Origin of the sequence: Corallococcus exiguus, from assembly GCF_009909105.1 — a bacterium.
Taxonomy (GTDB): domain Bacteria; phylum Myxococcota; class Myxococcia; order Myxococcales; family Myxococcaceae; genus Corallococcus; species Corallococcus exiguus.
This window is the reverse complement of record NZ_JAAAPK010000002.1, coordinates 928697-946675: the sequence shown is the minus strand read 5'-3', so window position 1 is coordinate 946675 and position 17979 is coordinate 928697. Positions and strand designations below refer to the sequence as shown.

11 protein-coding genes and 1 pseudogene are annotated in these 17979 nt (G+C 68.9%); 5 read left to right on the top strand and 7 right to left on the bottom strand.

The features are described 5' to 3' along the window. Positions 1-72: 72 nt before the first annotated feature. Positions 73-276 (bottom strand): annotated as a pseudogene (locus GTZ93_RS10330) (protein kinase); the annotation flags it as partial. A gap of 119 nt (positions 277-395) precedes the next feature. Here GTZ93_RS10330 and GTZ93_RS10325 point away from each other — a divergent pair. The 3 genes from GTZ93_RS10325 (at position 396) to GTZ93_RS10315 (ending at position 4816) form a co-directional block, all read left to right on the top strand. Next, positions 396-1388, top strand: coding sequence for an alpha/beta fold hydrolase (locus GTZ93_RS10325; protein WP_167547957.1), 993 nt, complete (start codon positions 396-398; stop codon positions 1386-1388). A gap of 360 nt (positions 1389-1748) precedes the next feature. Further along, entirely contained in the window at positions 1749-3620 is a 1872-nt protein-coding gene (locus GTZ93_RS10320) for a hypothetical protein (RefSeq protein ID WP_139915761.1), read from the top strand. 68 nt (positions 3621-3688) lie between these two features. After that, on the top strand, positions 3689-4816 hold the full coding sequence (locus tag GTZ93_RS10315) for a heparan-alpha-glucosaminide N-acetyltransferase domain-containing protein (protein ID WP_139915760.1): 1128 nt from the start codon (positions 3689-3691) through the stop codon (positions 4814-4816). Here GTZ93_RS10315 and GTZ93_RS10310 read toward each other — a convergent pair. Next, a complete protein-coding gene (locus tag GTZ93_RS10310) occupies positions 4773-5264 on the bottom strand; it encodes a VOC family protein (RefSeq protein ID WP_139915759.1) in 492 nt (163 codons plus the stop codon). The genes GTZ93_RS10315 and GTZ93_RS10310 overlap by 44 nt on opposite strands. Positions 5265-5408: 144 nt before the next feature. On the opposite strand from GTZ93_RS10310, the gene GTZ93_RS10305 reads away from it, so the two are divergent. Further along, complete coding sequence (locus GTZ93_RS10305; protein WP_161662758.1) at positions 5409-7235, top strand: vWA domain-containing protein; 1827 nt, start codon at positions 5409-5411, stop codon at positions 7233-7235. Positions 7236-7337: 102 nt separating this feature from the next. On the opposite strand, the gene GTZ93_RS10300 is transcribed toward GTZ93_RS10305, so the two are convergent. Then, positions 7338-7940: a hypothetical protein gene (locus GTZ93_RS10300; RefSeq protein ID WP_139919922.1), complete on the bottom strand. Its 603-nt coding sequence runs from the start codon at positions 7938-7940 to the stop codon at positions 7338-7340. A 215-nt stretch (positions 7941-8155) separates the two neighbouring features. Here GTZ93_RS10300 and GTZ93_RS10295 point away from each other — a divergent pair, with 215 nt between their 5' ends. After that, positions 8156-8758 carry an expansin EXLX1 family cellulose-binding protein gene (locus GTZ93_RS10295; protein ID WP_139919923.1) on the top strand — a complete coding sequence of 201 codons (603 nt, stop codon included), beginning with the start codon at positions 8156-8158 and terminating at the stop codon, positions 8756-8758. A gap of 42 nt (positions 8759-8800) precedes the next feature. On the opposite strand, the gene GTZ93_RS10290 is transcribed toward GTZ93_RS10295, so the two are convergent. From GTZ93_RS10290 to GTZ93_RS10275, 4 genes are all read right to left on the bottom strand, one after another. Beyond that, complete coding sequence (locus tag GTZ93_RS10290; RefSeq protein WP_139919924.1) at positions 8801-9400, bottom strand: hypothetical protein; 600 nt, start codon at positions 9398-9400, stop codon at positions 8801-8803. A 120-nt stretch (positions 9401-9520) separates the two neighbouring features. Further along, a complete protein-coding gene (locus tag GTZ93_RS10285) occupies positions 9521-10117 on the bottom strand; it encodes a hypothetical protein (protein ID WP_139919925.1) in 597 nt (198 codons plus the stop codon). 69 nt (positions 10118-10186) lie between these two features. Next, positions 10187-15733 (bottom strand): DNA repair ATPase, encoded by a 5547-nt coding sequence (locus GTZ93_RS10280; protein ID WP_139919926.1) that lies wholly within the window; start codon positions 15731-15733, stop codon positions 10187-10189. 40 nt (positions 15734-15773) lie between these two features. Next, positions 15774-17936, bottom strand: coding sequence for a hypothetical protein (locus GTZ93_RS10275; protein WP_139919927.1), 2163 nt, complete (start codon positions 17934-17936; stop codon positions 15774-15776). Between the last annotated feature and the right edge of the window lie 43 nt (positions 17937-17979).

The following is a 17979-nucleotide window of genomic DNA, read 5'->3' as shown; positions in this document are numbered from 1 at the left end:
CACGAACCGACGAAGGACGGCGGCTCAGGAGTCCCAGATCCACCAGGACCTGCCCCGCTTCCGTCACGGTCGCAGGGAGGACAGCGCGAGGCCGAAGTCAGAGACCCGCACCTTGCCCTTCCAATCGACGAAGACGTGGTCCAGGTCGATGGCCCGGTGAACGATGTTCAAGGAGTTGCCGTTCGCGTCCTTCGCCTCGTGAGCGTGCGCCAGGGCTTCCGCGACCCGCGCACCGACGTGCAGCACGAAGAGGGGCGAGAACCAACGACGGCACTCCGACGCGCCCATCGAAGCCGGGCGGGGGCTCATCCACGCCCCGTCCAGATGGGGCGCGGCGAGCTGTTACCCATGGGCTTCCCTGGTGGTCTCCGCATTCCCTGTAGTTGAGTCAGTCCATGCGAAAACTCCTCCTCCTCCTCTGCTTGCCGCTGTTCGCCTGTGTGACGACGAAGTCCGCCCCGGTCCCGGCTTCTGCCGACTCCAGCGCGTTGCATCAGGTGAAGCGGGTGAAGGTGGCCGAGGGGGTCGAGCTCGAGCTGCTCGACTTCGGAGGCCAGGGACCCGCGCTCGTCTTCCTGTCGGGCCTGGGCAACACGGGCCACGTGTTCGACACCTTCGCGCCGGAGTTCACCGCGGCCCATCACGTCTACGCCGTCACCCGCCGGGGGTTTGGCTCGTCGAGCTGGCCCGAGCAGGGCTACGACACCGCCACCCTGGGCGAGGACGTCGTCCGGGTGCTGGAGGGGCTGGGAATCGCGAAGGCGTCATTCGTGGGCCACTCCGCCGCCGGGCCAGAGCTCACCTGGGTGGCAACCCATCACCCGGAGCGCGTGGAGAAGGTGGTCTACCTGGACGTGAGGACCAACGGCGACCTGCTGGCGGAGCTCCTTTCGGTCCTGCCCATGCCTCCTCCGAGCGAGCCTGCTCCCGAGGACGTGGCCTCACGCGCCGCGCTCGCCGCCGCGGTCGCGCGTGACGTCGGAGGAGCATTCCCCGCGCACGAGATCGACGAGGCGAACGAGTTCGATCCGAAGACCGGGCACTACCTGCGCGACCGCAAGTGGCCGCACGCGGAGGAGCGGGTGATGAAGGGTTTCTCGAAGGTGGACTTCGCGGCCGTGACGGCGGCCGTGCTCTTCCTCTACGTGGATCAGCCTCGGTCCGGGCGGGCGGAGGACCTCCCAGGCTTCTCCCAAATGGACCTTCCCGTGCAGGAGAAGTTGAGGACCCTGAGCGCCAGGGCGCTCCAGCGGGACGCCGAAATGCTGAGCGTGATGAGCATGCCGAACTGGAAGGGCATCAAGCTCGAGCACGCGCGGCACTACGTCTGGCTCACCAACCATGACGAGGTGCTGCGCGAGATGAAGACCTTCCTCGAGACATTTTGAAAGGGCGGCGAAGGCGCGCTGGATGAGCGCATCTCCTGTTTCCACACCGCGGTAATCGCGACGGTGACGGGCCGTTCCCGTCTGACGCGGCCCGCAGGTGATGACTCGGCATGCGCCGCGGCTCCCCACGCGAGCACAAGTGCAAGGGCCAATCTGAAAGGTTGGAGCAAGGACGCGTGACATCCTACATGGGCCCGCTAGCACCGCAGGCGCACGTGCAGGGGGACTCTCCCTCCTCCGGAGTCCATGTCCGATGTCGAAGGGCGCCCGCCCGGTGGCGTGGAGGGTGAGCGGCCGTCCAGGGGGTGATGCGGGCCGGCACCGGAAGGACTGGGGGCGCCTGGGCGTACTAGCGCCTCCATGACCAACACCATTCGACGCGCCTTCGCGGCGCTGCTGACGCTGACGTGTCTCGGGGCGCTGTCCGCCCAGGCCGCCACGGGTGTGCAGGGCCCCGTGCCCCCGGCCTTCCAGAATCGCTTGATGGTGGGCCTCTTCGAGGAGGCCGGCCAGAACTGGATGCGCGACAGCAACGTTCCGTGGGACGCGCGCTACCGCTACTTCACCAAGGGCTGGGCGGACAACTGGGGCTACGGCTCCCGTGACGGCAGCTGGGCGGCCAGCTTCTTCACGGAGTCGAAGGCACAGGGCTACGTCCCCGTCGTCACCTACTACCAGCTCTTCGGTGAGCCGGGCGGCGGCGAGCAGGAGACCCTCGCGAAGCTGAAGAACGCCTCCACCATGCGCAGCTACTTCGAGGACGTGAAGCTGCTCCTCCAGCGCGCAAAGGCATTCGGCAGCCCCGTCATCCTCCACGTGGAGCCGGACGCGGTCGGCTTCCTCCAGTTCCAGACGGCCTCCAACCCCAACGCTCCCGCGGCCATCGCCTCCTCGGGGATGCCGGAGCTCGCGGGCCTGCCCAACACCGTTGCCGGGTGGAGCCTGGCGTTCCTCCAGCTGCGCAAGGCCGTGGGCGCGAACAACGTCGTGCTGGGCCTGCACATCTCCGCGTGGGCCAGCGGCAAGGACATCGCGTTCAACTCGCTCACGGATCCGCTCCAGCCGGAGGTGGACAAGGTCATCAACTTCCTCAAGCCGCTGGGCCTGGGCACCAACGTCACCGGCGCCACCTACGACGTGCTCGTGGGCGACCCGCTGGACCGCGACGCGGACTTCTACCGGCTCACGCAGGGCGCGGATCACACGTGGGACATGAGCGATGCGGCGTCGCTCACGTCGCGCTCGTACAACCGCTACGCGGAGTGGCTGCGCCTCTGGAACCAGACCTCCGGCAAGCGCTGGATGCTGTGGCAGATCCCGCTGGGCAACTCCAACCACCTCAACATCAACAACAGCGGCGGGGCACGCCAGGGCTACAAGGACAACCGCACCGAGTACTTCTTCGGCACGAGCGGTGACGCGCATCGGCGCAAGTTCGCCAACGTGGGCGTCGTCGCCCTGATGTACGGCGCGGGCGCGGGCGGCCAGAGTTCCTACCAGAACGACCAGGGCACCGACGGCCAGCCGTACCTGAAGCAGCGCGCGGGCACGTTCCTTAACGCGGGCGGACTGGGCCTGCCCGCGGCCGGCACCACGCTTCCGCCCCCGGGCGGCGGCGGATCCGCCGATGGAGGCACCGTGGACGCCGGCACCCCGCCGGTCGATGCGGGCACCCCCGACGGCGGCACGCGTCCCGATGGTGGCACCGACGGCGGCGTGGACGGCGGCACGCGTCCGGATGCCGGCACGGATGGAGGCACCGGTTCCTCCGACGCGGGCACCCCGGCCGACCCATCGAAGTACGGCTTCGAGTCCAACGCGCAGGGCTGGAGCGCCAGCGGCGCCGCGCTGTCCGCCGTGAGCACCACCACGGCCAAGGCCTATGCGGGCACCCGTTCGCTGGCCGTGCCCTTCAACGGCACGTCCGGAAAGGGCACCGTGGCCGTGGCCAACGCGGCCGTGCCGTCCGGCAAGACGGTGACGTTCCAGCTGTGGCTGCCCACCGGCAGCAAGATCACCGGCGTCCAGCCCTACACCCTGGAAGGCGCCTCCGCGAACTGGCGCTGGACGGGCAACTGGATCGCCGTCACCAGCCTCAAGGCCGGCGCGTGGAACGCCATCACCGTGAAGCTGCCCTCTGGCTCCACCACCCCGCTGTACCAGCTGGGCGTGGAGTTCCAGACGACGGGCACGTGGAAGGGCACGGTCTACCTCGACGCCGTCAGCTGGTAGTCCAACGAGTTTCCGGTCCCGCGGGCGCGTGCAACCGCTCGCGGGACCGACGTAGGGTAGCGCCCCCCGTGAGTACCCTGCCCTCCGCCGCCCCCGTCTCCCGCGAGCGCGTGCGCGCCATCGACTGGCTGCGCGGCCTCTCCGTCCTCGTGATGATCCAGACCCATGCGCTCGTGCTGCTCACCCCCGAGCTGCGCAAGAGCGTGTGGACCGGACGGCTGCTCAAGGTGGACGGGCTGGTGGCCCCCGCGTTCATCTTCTCCGCCGGGTTCGCGCTGGCGCTGCTCATGGTGCGCAGCGCCGCCTCGGGCGTGCTGAACGAGCGCGTGCGCCGCAACCTGCGCCGCATCACGGAGGTGTTCGCCGTCGCCGCGCTCGTCAACTGGGTGTGGTTCCCCATCCGCTCCGAGCCCGTGTGGCTGCTTCGCCTGGACATCCTCCACTGCGTGGGACTGTGCCTGCTGCTCACCCTGCCCATGGCCGCACTGCTCGCCCCGCGCCCGCGCGTGCTCGCGGGCACCGCCTTCGTCCTGGCGATGGTGGCGTTCGCGCTGGCGCCCTTCAGCGACTCCGCGGGCGAGCCCTGGGCGTCGTTCCTGCGCAAGTCCAACTGGGCCCCCTTCCCGCTGGTGCCGTGGGTGGGCTTCGCGTGGCTGGGCGCCTTCGCGGGCTGCATCGCGGGGGCCTGGGGCCGCAAGGGCCTGGCGCGGGCCCTGGGCTTCCTCATCGCGCTGGGCCTTCTGGGGACGCTGATGCCGCGCGTGCTCAATGACATCTACCCGCCGCACCGCTTCTTCGTCACCAACCCGTCCAACTCCGCCACCCGCCTCATGTGGGTCTGCGCGGTGCTGCTCGTGTTGCTGTGGGTGGAGGGACGGATGGCGCCGGACGCAAAGCCTTCGCGCGCCCGCCGCTTCCTGGAGGTCTTCGGCACCGCGTCGCTGTCCGCGTACTTCTTCCACGAGATGCTGCTGTACTACCGCGTCTTCGGCGTCTTCTCGTTCCAGAAGCTGTGGGGCGACTCCAGCGGGTGGCTGAAGTTCTCCGGCCTGCTCGCGCTGCTCATCGCGTGCACGTACGTGTTGTGCGTCGCGTGGGATCCGGTGGAGCGCGCGGTGAAGAAGGCCTTCGCGCGCGCCGGACAGTGGCTGCTCAGTGCACCGCGCTGGCTGCGGCCTGTTCGAAGGCGCGGATGATCTCCGGCGGGGCCTGCACCAGCTCAATCAGCACGCCCTCTCCGCTCAGCGGGAACTGATCGCTGGCCTTCGGGTGGATGAAGCACACGTCGAAGCCCGCCGCGCCCTTGCGGATGCCGCCGGGCGTGAAGCGCATGCCCTGCCCTTCCAGCCACTTGACGGCCACCGCCAGGTCGTCCACCCACAGACCCACGTGGTTGAGCGCCGGGTCGTGCACCTTGGGACGGCCGTCGGGATTGACGGGCTGCATCAAGTCCACCTCCACCTTGAAGGGGCCCGCGCCCGCCACGACGATGTCCTCGTCCACGTTCTCCTTCTCGCTGCGGTAGGTGCCGTGGGCCGTCAGGCCCAGCGTGTCCACCCACAGCTTGCGCAGGGCGCCCTTGTCCAGCCCCCCGATGGCGATCTGCTGGATGCCCAGAATCCGGAACGGTCGTGTCGTCTCCATGGCCGGGGACCGTCGCAAAAGGGGTCCCCCCACGCAAGCGCGGCCCACGCCTGGGTCCGGGAAAAATTCACCGGATAAACCCATTCCGGAGGTCGGCCGTTTCCAGGGGCACGCTGACTTCCTCCCGTCGTCCCGGAGCCGCCCATGTCCCCTTTCTTCTCGAAGCGCCGCGTGTCCTTCGTCAGTGGTGCCCTCCTCTGCGCCAGCCTCGTGAGCGCGTGCTCCTCCATGGAGCCGGCGCAGGGCGTGTCGGCGCGCAACGAGCTCAAGCCCCAGGCCACGGCGACCACCCGGAGCGCCCCCAAGGACGAGTCCACGGCCCTTGTCGCACCCCCGTCCCCGCCCCCCTCCACCCCGGCCGCCAAGAAGCGCGGTGACGTCGCCGCCGCGCCCGCGCCGATGATGGCCGAGGAGCGTGAGTCTTCCGATGCCCTGGCCGCGGCGGAGCCGGCCATGCGGCGCGCGGCGCCGGCGAAGGACGCCAAGGCCGCCGCCGTGGCCATGGGCGCGCCGGCCGGTGCCCTGATGGTTGCCCCGCCGCCGGTCCAGCAGCCCATGGAGAAGGGCAAGATGCAGGCGGTGGATGGCGACAAGGGCGTCGCCGAGGGCGGCAACGTCTTCGAGACCTACAAGGCCAACGCCTTCACGGAGACGGCGAAGGACAACCTGTCCACCTTCGCGGCGGACGTGGACACGGCCTCCTACTCCATGGCCCGGCGCTACCTGCAGCAGGGCCAGCTGCCGCCCACCCACGCGGTGCGCGTGGAGGAGTTCGTCAACTACTTCAAGTACCGCTACACGCCGCCGGAAGAAGGCGCCTTCACGGTGCACCTGGAGGGCGCGCCCTCGCCCTTCAACGCGCGCCGCCAGTTCCTGCGCGTGGGCGTGCAGGGCAAGGTCGTCTCCCGCTCGCAGCGCAAGCCCGCGCACCTGGTGTTCCTGGTGGACACCAGCGGATCCATGGCGTCGTCGGACAAGCTGCCGCTGGCCATCGAGTCCATCAAGGTCGCGGTGAAGAACCTCAATGAGAACGACACCGTGGCGCTCGTCACCTACGCGGGCTCCACGCGGGACGTGCTGGCCCCCACGCCCGCCACGGACGTGAAGAAGATCCACGCGGCGCTGGACACGCTGGTCGCGGGCGGCGGCACGGCCATGGGCTCCGGCATGGAGACGGCCTACAAGCACGCGGTGAAGAAGGCCGCGGGTGGCGTGGTGTCCCGCGTGGTGGTGCTCACGGACGGCGACGCCAACATCGGGCCCAACCTCACCCCCAAGGCCATGCTGGCCAGCATCGAGAAGTACGTGGCCGAGGGCGTCACGCTCACCACGGTGGGCTTCGGCATGGGCAACTACCACGACTCGCTGATGGAGCAACTGGCCGACAAGGGCAACGGCAACAGCTTCTACGTGGACAGCATGAAGGAGGCGCGCAAGGTCTTCGAGACGCAGCTGACCGGCACGCTGGAGGTCATCGCGAAGGACGTGAAGTTCCAGGTCGAGTTCAACCCGAAGGCCGTCAGCCGCTACCGCCTGATGGGCTACGAGAACCGCGACATCGCGGACAAGGACTTCCGCGACGACAAGGTGGACGCGGGCGAGATTGGCGCGGGCCACACCGTGACGGCGCTCTACGAAGTGGAGCTCACGGGCGAGGCGCAGGACGTGGCCACCGTGCGCATCCGCGCCAAGGCGCCCAACGGCACGGAGGCCAAGGAGCAGGCCTTCCCGCTCACCCGCGCCAACCTGAAGCCGTCCATGGAGGCCGCGTCCAGTGACTTCCGCTTCGCCGTCGCCGTGGCCGCCACCGCGGACATCCTCCGCGCCGCGCCCGCCGCCGAGGGCTGGAGCCTGGCCACCACGCAGAAGCTGGCGGAGGGCGCCGTGGCCGGTGACGCCGACCGCACCGAGTTCGTTCGTCTCATCGGCCAGGCCCGCGCGCTGACGACCGCGTCGGCCAGCGGCCACTGAGGGCAGTACCCAGCACGACACACCGGGGAACGCGCAGCAAGGGGGGCTCTGCCCGCCACCGGGGATGCACCGGTGGCGGGCAGGGCTTTTTTCAGGGGTGCTTCAGATGGTGCTGATGACTGGCGCCGTGGTGCTGGTGAAGAAGTCGGTGAAGGTCCCGTACCAGTAGGTCCCCGACCGGCCGTTGATCTTGCATGCCTTGGTGCCGGAGACGCTCAGGTTGGTCCCGGTGCTGTTCAGGCCGGCGCTGCCGGTCAGGATGCTGCCCGTCATGTAGTCGCAGTAGATGTCCCCATTGCGCGTGGTGGAGAGCGTCGTGGGGTCCACGGCGCGCACGGCCATGATGGTGGCCGCCGAGCCGCTCCAGCCGTTCTTCATCGTGAAGCCCACCGCGAGCCCCAGGCTGGAGCCGGAGAGGGACACGGTGCCCGGCGCGTTCAGCGGGACGGTCTCGAGCACCACCGACGCGCCCGTCGTCAGGGTGCAGCTGGCGCCACCCGTGCGGGTGAGCACGACGTTGTACTGCGGCGGCGAGGTGGTGATCTGCACCGTGGTCGCTTCGTAGTCACAGCCCTGCGAGGTCGCCGTCGTCAACCGCGCGCTCTGCTGCGCGAGCTCCGCGCCGTCCTCCTGCTCCGGACCGCCACACGCGGAGAGGGCAAGAGCGGACCCAAGGCACACCACGGACGTCAGTTTGTTCATCATGGGAATTCCTTTCCTTTTTTGGGGAGGGGGGAGGCCCGGACGCTAACAAGCCCGTCTCACAGAACCAAGACACAGAGTCCTGTCTGCCCTTGACGCGGAGCGACGCGTGTATAGTGCCCGGTATGAACCGACCCGCTTCGTTGCAAAATGCGTTGGTGTTGGCCCTGACCTCGCTTGCCTGTGGAGCATGCGGCGACTCTGCCTCGGGCGGAGGCGTGGCCCTGGGCTCCGAGCAGAAAGGGATTGCGACCTTCTACGACGCCAACGGGGGCGGCAACTGCAGCTACGACCCGGGCGGCGACCTGATGGTGGCCGCGATGAACCGCGAGCAGTACGACAACAGCGCCGCCTGCGGCCAGTGCGTGGACATCGTGGGGCCCAAGGGCAACGTGCGCGTGCGCATCGTGGATCAGTGCCCGGATTGCGATAAGGGCCACCTGGACCTGTCCCGCGAGGCCTTCGACAAGGTGGCCGAGGCGAAGGACGGCCGGGTGAACATCACCTGGACGCCGGTCTCCTGCGACGTGGCGGGTCCGGTGAAGTACCACTTCAAGGACGGCAGCAACCCCTGGTGGACGGCCATCCAGGTGCGCAACCACCGGCTGCCCATCCAGAAGCTGGAGTGGAAGCGCGACGGTGATTGGAAGGCGCTGAAGCGCGAGAGCTACAACTACTTCGTCACCGACTCAGGCGTGGGCGAGGGCCGCTTCCAGCTGCGCGTCACCGCCACGGGCGGCCAGCAGCTGGTGGACTCCGTGGAGAAGGTGCTGGACGACGGCAGCGTGGACGGGGCGGAGCAGTTCGCGCCCCAGAAGTAGGCGCACGCGCCCCACCGCCCCGTCCGTCACTGCGTCAGCGCATCAGAACGTGAAGACGGACGGGGACGTGGTGCTGGTGAAGAAGTTCACGTAGCTGGCCACGTAGTTGTTCCCCGAGCCCGTCTGGCCGGAGATGGTGCCGCTCTTCGTGCCGGACACGGTGAGCGTCGTCCCGTTGGACGCGATGGACAGGCTGCCCGAGTAGATGGAGCCCGAGCCCAGGAAGATGGACAGCCCCGTGGAGCGGACGATGGCCATCGTGTCCGGAGCCACGTGCCGGAGACCCAGGGACTGGGGCGAGCTGCCGCTGACGCTGGTCTTGTACGTGTAGCTCACGGCCACGCCCAGGTCGTTGGCGGCCAGCGACAGCGTGGGCGCGGTGCCGGTGGAGGAGCCCACCACCACGCTGTCCGCGCCGAAGGCACAGGTGGCATCCGCCGCGCGCGTGACGGTGACGTCGTAGATGGGAGGAACGGTTCCCGTCCGCGCCGCGGACGACACCGTGAACGTGCAGCCCTGGGAGGTCCCCGTCACCAGCGCGGACTCCTGGGTGGCGAGGCCGTCCTCCCCCTCCACGCCAGCACCACACGCAGTGAGGCCCGCGACGGCGCAAAGTGAAACAACAGACTTGATGTTCAGCATGGGAGTGCACTCCAGGGTTGGGGTGGTTGCAGCGCCTCCCGTATAAAATCAAACGTCAGACACTTAAAACATTTCGTCCTCAATGCCTGCCATCCAAACCCTGGGGTGCGAAGTCACCCATCAGTACGCGACGATGGACGGTGTCGTCTCGCTGGTGAAGAAGTCCGGGAAGGTGGCCACGTAGTCATCACCGGATCCCGTCTCGCCGACGATCGGGGCGTTCTTGGTGCCGCTGACGGTCAGCGTCATGCCGTCCGGTTCAATGGACAGGTCTCCGGCGTAGATGAACCGCCCCACCGCGCTGAAGTACAGCCCCGTGGACCGGTTGATGGCCAGCGTGTCCGGCGCCACGTGCTTGATGCCCAGCTGCTGGGGTGAGGGCCCGCCCGTCCGGTACGTGTAGCTCACGGCCACGCCCAGATCGTTGGCCGCCAGGGACACCGTGGACGGCGTGCCGTTGGAGAACCCCACCACCACGCTGCCCGCGCTCCAGGGGCAGGAGGCGCTCGCTTCACGTGTGAGCGTGATGTCGAAGATGTATGGGAACGGACCGGGCTGCCGCGGCGCGGACGACACCGTGAAGGTGCAGCCCTGGGAGACCCCCGTTACCAGGGCGGACTCCTGGGTGGAGAGTTCGCCCTGCCCTTCCGCTCCTCCGCCACACGCCGTGACCGCGAAGACCGCACCCAGGGAAACGACAGACTTGAAGTGATGCATGGCATTGCCCTCCAGGGGTTGGAACCACTCCAACCCCTTTAAAGGCAAATGCCAGACATGCAAACCCGATTAGCGCCGCAGCATGCCGCGCAGCAGCTCCAGGGCCTCGGTGACCCCCTGCCAGACCTGGAGCGCCTTGATGCCCTCGCCTTCGCCTTGCACGTTGCGGCGGGCGGCGCGCTCCAGCGGCAGCAGCGCGCCCTCCACCAGTTCAATCTGCCGGCTCAGCTCCGCCGGAGACGGGCCGTTCGCGGCGCGCTGGAGCGACTCCGCCTGGGAAGGCAGGGACACCGACACGGGCCGGTCCGCCAGGGCCGTGATGGCCTTGGAGAGCTGCGCCATGTACGGGCCGAAGTCCGGCGCGGGCGCCTGGGGCATGGGCGCGTTGCGCAGCGTGGGCGCATCCTCCGCCTGGGTGGCCACGCGCTCCGTGAGGGCCTTGAGCAGCTGCGCCAGGTGCTTGAGGTACGGGGCCAGGTCCGTGGCCGGAGCCTGCGGGGCCTGGACCGGCTGGGGCGCGGCCGGGAGGGACACCTGCACCGGGGCGGGCGGCTTCTGGGCGGCCTCGCGGCTGACGCGGGCCACCTCCAGCACGGCTTCGCGCAGGGCCTCCAGGTGCGGGGCCACGGGCGTGTCCTCGCTGGGGACGTTCGCCTGCGCGGCGGCCTGCACCACGGCGTCGCGCACGGCGCCCAGCTGTTCCTCGATGGCGCCCAGCTGTCCGGTGACTCGCGCCACGGGGTCGTCTTCCTTGCCCCCCATGCGCTTCACGCGGGCGAAGCCCTGCTTGATCTCCTCCCAGCGCTTCGCCTTCTCCGGCGTCAGGCGCCCGCGCATCTCCTGGAGCTTGAGCAGGTTCTGCTCCGCCGCGGTGGTGAGCGTCTGGGATTCGCCCTGGTAGTGGTCGTCGATGCGGCGCTCAAGCTCGTCGTCCGTCATCGCGGAGACGACCTTCTCCGCCATCTTGCCCATGTTGCGGTAGCTGCCCTGCAACTTGAACGGAGGCTCCGTGCGGAAGCGCTCGTCCTGCGCGGCGGACGCGATGTACTGGAGGTTCACCTTGAGCAGCACCTGCTGCACGCGGAACAGCCGCTGGAAGACGGCGACAATCTCCTGCAGCTCCGCCGCCGCGTAGCCGTGCTTCAGCTCGCCGGAGGGGACGTCCTCGCCCTTGGCCATCCGGATGAGGCGGTGCACGTCCTGCGGGTCGCGCGTGGCCAGCGGCGCGAGCACCGGGTTGGAGGTGAGCGCGTTCTCCAGGTAGCTGAGCGCGAACAGGTCCTCCTTGCCGTCCAGGATGTCACCCAGGTTGTAGGTGTCCGCGCGGTTGGCGAGCATGTCCGGGATGCGGAAGCGCTCGCCGGTCTCCGTGTACGGGTTGCCCGCCATCACCACGCAGAACTTCTTGCCGCGCAGGTCATACGTGCGCGTCTGGCCATTCCAGACACCCTCCACGCGGCGCTGGCCGTCGCACAGGGAGATGAACTTCTGGAGCAGCTCCGGGTCCGTGTGCTGGATGTCGTCGAGGTAGAGCATCACGTTGTTGCCCATCTCGAAGGACAGGTTGATGCGCTCCACCTCCTGCCGCGCGGTGGCGTTGGGCGCCTCCGACGGATCCAACGACTTCACGGAGTGGCCCAGCGCCGGCCCGTTCACCTTCACGAAGGTGAGGCCCAGGCGGCTGGCCACGTACTCCATCAGCGTCGTCTTGCCGTAGCCCGGCGGAGACATGAGCAACAGCATGCCCATGCGGTCCGTGCGCTTGCCCTCGCCCGCCGCGCCCAGCTGCTTGGCCAGGTTCGCGCCGATGAGCGGCAGGTACACCTCGTCGATGAGCCGGTTGCGCACGAAGCTCGTGAGCACCTTGGGCGTCAGCTCCTCCAACCGCAGCTTGCGCCGCTCGCGGTCCAGCAGGTCGCGCAGGTATGCGCGGTAGGCCACGTACGCGGGCACGCGCACCTGGCGGAACTCGCCCAGCCGGGACAGGAACTCGTCCAGGCGCAGGGACAGCTTGCGGTCCTGCACGCGCGAGTGGCTGCCCAGAAGGCCCGTGGCCTCCGTGGCGGTGATGGCGCCCGCCGTCTCGCGGTCCAGCTTGCGCTCGGTGAGGAGCACCACCGCCGTCTCCAGCGCGACGTGGGCCGCGTCGCCCGGGCCGCCCTCGCGCTTCGCGAGGAACGCGTCCACCCAGGCGCGAGCGATGCGCAGGCGCTCCGGCAGGTTCTTCTCCAGGCCGCGCAGGTCGTCGTCGAACGCGGTGCGCGAACCGTGGCGGTCCAGGTGCGCGAGGAAGGCATCCTTCAGCGCCAGGGCCTCGCGGCTGGTGGTGAAGCGCGGGCGGTCCACCGCCAGCTCCTCCACGAGGTAGCGGCCCGCCTGCCGGCCCTCCGCGGGCGACGCCGCGAGGCCGTGGCCCTGGAGGAACGCGAGCACGCGCTCGCCCAGCTCGTCACCCAGCGACACCAGGTCCGAGCCGATGTCGAACGCCTGCCGCAGCCGCGCGAGGCTGCGCGCGCGCCGGTGGAACACGCCCCGGAGCGCATCGTCCGGGTCGAACGCCCAGTACAGCGCGGCCCAGGCGCGAGGCACCGGGGCGAAGCGCAGCAGGCCCGCGCCCTGGTGCAGCGCGAGCAGCTTCTCCAGGAGCGCCGTCGCGTCCGAGTCGTGCACGCCGCGCTCGTAGCCCTCGTCGAAGCGGTCCGCCGCGTACGCGCGCACGCGCTCCATCAGCTGCCCCTGCGCTCCGGCCTCGTACAGCGCCGTGAGCGTGAGGCCGCCCTTCCCCTCCTCCGCGTCCATCAGCAGGCCCGCGGCCAGGTACTCCGCGCGGTACACGTCGCGCGTCTCGGAGACCAGGTGCTGATCCCAGAGCTCGCGGTACTTCAGCAGCTCCGGGTCCTCCAGCTTCTGGGTGTAGTCGGAGCCGGTGAGCTGGAGGTACAGCGCGCCGTCGCGAGGGACGAGCGTCAGCTCCAGCGGCTGCGTGTTGACGTGGAAGCGGTAGGGCCCCAGCTTGATGAGGCCTTCGCCGCCCTCGAACAGGTCCTGCTTGTCGCGCAGGGCGCGCAGGGCGTCCTGCTTCGCGGACTTCACCCGCGACAGCACTTCGTCCGCGCGCACGCTGTCCTGGAGCGCCAGCAGCTGTTCCGCCAGCTGCCGCAGCTTGAGGATCATCGCGTCGGACGCGAAGTAGGCGTTGAGCTCGTCGTCCGCCTTGAACGACTTCGCCCGGCGCTGCACGCCCTGGAGGATGCGCTCCGCCGCGCCGAAGAGGCCCGAGGCCCGGCGCTGACGCTCGTCCACCAGCGCCTGCTTGCGCGCGCCGAAGGCCTCCAGCAGCTCCTCGCGCTTCTGGGTGATCTGCCCCAGGAACTCGTCGAACTCGCCGAAGCGGCCCTCCAGCTCCTCCAGCAGCACGGTGAGCTTGGAGAGCGCCTCGTCGCACTTCTCCGGCGAGTCCGCCTGCGACAGCGCGTTCTCGATGCTCTGCCCCAGCAGCTTGAACTGCGCGCCGAACTCCGCGCGCTTCTCCTTGCCGGACAGCTCCTTGCGCTTCGCCTGGAGCCCCGCGCGCACGCGGTTCAAGCGGCTGAACAGCTCGGAGATGCCCTCGAGGATCTTGGCCCGGGCCAGCGGGTCGCCCACCTGGAGCCCGCCCACCACTTCACCCAGGACCTCCAGGCCCTGGCTGGTGCGATCCACGTCCTCGGCCAGCGGGGCCAGCTCGGCCGTCGTCGTCAGCGGCTCCAGCCGCTCCAGCAGCCCGTCCAGCCGCGCGGCCAGGGGCTGGAGCGCTTCGCCCTTCTGGAGGAAGTCCACGCACGCGGTGCTCACCGCGTCGGACGCGGCCACCACCGCCTGCTCCAGGGCGTCCACGCGCCCCAGGTCCATGTAGCGGACGTCCTTCAACGTAATCAGGTGTCCGCGGTGCCGGCGCAGGTCCGCCAGCGCGCGCATGAAGCCCTCGGCGTCCGTCAGCCCCTCCGGCTGCGCGTTGAGCAGCAGCGTCTCCTGCGTCTGCAGCGCCTGCGCGAGCGACTCCTCCGCGCGCTTGCGCATCGCGAGGACCTTCTCGAACTCATCGATGATGAGCTCGGAGGTGCGGCGCAGCAGCTCGATGGGCGCCTGGAGCCCCACTTCCGCGTGGGAGAGCCAGTAGTAGGCGTCCAGGGCGCGCGTGGCCGCGGAGACCAGGTCCTCGTAGGTGCGGCGCGTGGGCTTGTCCGTCTTCGCCACGCGCGGCAGCGTCAGGGCGTCGCTGATGCCGCGCACCAGCTCCGCGTTGCCCACCTTGCCCAGGTAGCCCGGCGCGGGGGGCAGCTGCGCCGCGTGCTCGTCGGAGACGAACGGCGTCTGCCACACCTGCATGGGGTGCACGCGCGTGGGCTCCTGCGACGTGGCCCGGAACACCACCAGCCCGCCGTCCGCGAAGAGGCTCATGCCGTTGGACAAGAGCGGCGTCTGCACCTCCTTGCGCACCAGGTTGTACGGGAAGAGCACGTACGCGCCTTCATCCCGGCGGTGGAAGACGTAGAGCACGTCCTCACCGTTGGGCGAGCGCACCGACTGGTGGAACTCCATCCCGTCCGACGCGCCGTCGAAGACCTTGTAGTCGCCCGTCTGGAGGTAGTAGCCGCCCGGGAAGACGATGCCCTGGTCCTCCGGCAGCCGCACGCAGGACTGGCCAATGGCGTCGATGCGCACCACGTGCTGGGTGCGCGAGTTGAAGACGAGGTAGCGGTACGCCTTCTCCCGGAACGGCAGGATGCGCAGGAGGATGAGCCCGCCCACCTGCGTCCAGGCGAACTCCGCGTCGTCCAGCGACTGGTCCGGGTCGTCCACCGGCTCGCTGTAGATGCCCAGGCCGGTGGTGGTGTTGTCCTCCACCTTCACGGTGAGGTCGCCCTTCACCGTCTCCACGAAGACCTGATCCAACACATTCACGTGCGGGTGCTGGCCCAGCACGTACTGCTCGCGCGTGGCCACCGTCCACTCGAAGTCGTGTGACGGCGGGTAGACGTGGTCGCGCTCACCCTGGTTGTCCACGTAGGTGGCGTGACCCTCCACGTCCACGTTGAAGCGGAAGACCTTGAGGTCGCGCGCGGACAGGCCCGTCTGGAACACCGCGAGCAGGCGCGAGTCCCGCCGCCGCAGCTGCAGCAGCTTCGCGTCCTTGTAGTACTTGTACAGCTCGCCGAAGTCCTTCACGAACCGGGGGTCCGCGAGGAAGCCGCCTGCCTCCGTGGAAGGCACGGCGGAGAGGTCGAAGCCCTCGGCCGTCTTCTCGAAGCGGTGCAGCGAGAAGACGTCCGAGACGTTCGTCTCCTTCTTCAGGCCGATGAAGACGTTGTAGCCGAAGAGGAGGTACTTCCCGACGCTGACGATGTCGCGGGGGACGCAGTTGTTCTCCGTGCGCACCCGCTCGTTGCCAATGACGGTGAGTTCCGTGCCACCGAACAGCGCCTTGCGCCGCCCGTTGAGGTCGTTCGCCTGGGTCGCCAGCGCGTCCGCCTGGGAGAGGAGGCGCGCACGGATGACCTCGTAGCTGCCGCCCTCCAGCGTCGCCTCGCCCCCGGGCACCTGGGTGCCCGGGGTCTTGGTGCTGTCAGTTGCCATGGATGTTCACCGAAGAAGGGATTGCGATTGGCGGGAGGCTTCAGCCCTGCTGCTTCTGCGCGAGGGCCGCGGCTTCCGACTGCACCAGCGCCTTGATGCCAGCGGCGGTGGACTCCGTGGGGCTCACCGACATGCGGTTGAGCAGCGCCGCGACGGCCAGGTTCTGCGCGTCGTTGCTGAGGCCCGGCTTGGAGAGGATCTCCTTCAGGTCCGCCGGCAGGTCCTTCTCACCGTTGAGGTAGCCACCGAGCGTCTTCTTCAGGGCCTCGCCGTGGTCCAGCGCGCCGTCCACCGAGCTGCCGAAGGACACGGCCTTGATGAAGTTCTCGAAGAACTTCCCGTCGCCACCGACGATCTGGAACTTCGCGTTGCTGAACGCCTGGCCGAGCACGCTGGCCTGGGCCTGCGCGATGTCCTTGCGCACGTTGATGGCGGCCAGCTCCACGTCGCGCTCCTTGTTGAGGCGCAGGCGGTACTCCTCGTGCTCGCGGCCCACGCCGTCCAGGGCCTTCATCGCGGTGGCCTTCTCCGACAGGCCCCGGGCCTCGGCCATCAGCTTCTCCTGGATGGCGGCGGCCTCGGCGAGCAGCTTCTCACGCGTGGCGAACGCCTCGGCCTCGCCGCGCTTGTGGATGGCGCTCGCTTCCGCCTCCTGCACGCGGGCGTTCGCCAGGCCCTTCTGCTCCGCGCCAGCGGCCTCGGCGAGCAGCTTCTCGCGCACCGCGGACGCCTGCGCCTGGCCCTGCTTCTCGATGACGGAGGCCTCGGCCTCCTTCACGCGCACCTGCGCCATGCCCAGCTTCTCCGTGGCGACCGCGTCCGCCTCACGCACGCGCACGCTGGCCAGGCCCGCCGCGGCGGACTCGGCCTGGATGCCCTCGGCCATCCGCATCTTCGCCTTGGCCTGCTTGTCCGCGGCCTCCAGGTCGGCCTCGGCCAGGGTCAGCTTCTCCTTGGCGAGGAACACGGAGATCTTCGCGCTCGCCTCCGCGGCGGTGACGTCCTTCACGGACGCCTCTTCCGCGTGCGCCTGGGCGGTGATGATGATGGCGTCCTTGGTGCGCTTGGCATCCGACGTCACGCGCAGGTCCTTGATGTTCTCCTCTTCCTGGGCGACGGTCTTCTCCACCGCGATGCGGGCGCGGACGACGTCGGCGATGGCCTTCTTCTCCGTCTCCAGCGCCTTCTCCTTCGCGATGCGCTGCAGCTCCGTCTCACGCTCGCGGTTGATGGCCTCCAGGGCGCGGTCCTTCTCCACGCGCTCGGTCTCCACGCCCACCACGCGCTCGCGGTTCTTCTGGGCCACCTGCACCTGGCGCTGCTTGTTCTCCTCGTTGATGGCGATCTCTTCTTCCGCCTTGATGCGGGCCAGCTGCGCCTTGGCGAACTCCTCGCTCTTCACGCGGTCGGCCTCGGCCGTCTCACGCGCCTGGATGATGTCGATCTCGCGGCGCTGCTTGGCGGCCGCCTCCTCGCGCTGACGCTCGAGGGCGAAGATGGCCTCGTCGGCTTCCACGTTGCGCTTGGTCACCGCCATGCGCTCGGACTGGCGCAGCTCGTTGGTGAAGACGTTCTGCTCGGTGGTGAGCTGGGTGATCTTCCGGATGCCCTGGGCGTCCAGGATGTTGTCCTTGTCGAGCATCTCCACCGGGGTCTGCTCGAGGAAGTCGATGGCGCAGTCCTCCAGCATGTAGCCGTTCAAGTCGCGGCCAATGGTCTCGACGACCTTGTCCTTGATCTCGTCGCGCTTGGTGTAGAGCTGCTCGAAGTTGAAGGACTTGCCCACCGTCTTGAGGGCCTCGGAGAACTTGGCCTCGAAGAGGTTCTCCAGCGTCTCCTGATCAGAGGCGCGCGCGCAGCCGATGGACTGGGCCACCTTGAGCACGTCTTCACGCGTCTTGTTCACGCGCACGAAGAAGGTGACCTTGATGTCCGCGCGGATGTTGTCCTGGCAGATGAGGCCTTCCTTGCCGCGGCGGTCGATTTCAACCGTCTTCAGCGAGATGTCCATCACCTCCGCGCGGTGCACGATGGGCAGAACCACGGAGCCGGTGAAGGTGACCGTGGGCTCCGTCTTCAGCGTGTTGACGATGAGCACCTTGCCCTGATCCACCTGGCGGTAGAACTTGGCCACGCTCGCGAAGATGCCGAAGAAGATGACGATTGCGACGCCGATGATTGCCGCAGTGGTGATGGGATCCATGGCCTATCCTGAGAAGTCCGTTGGGCGGGCCTAGTTCCAAGCA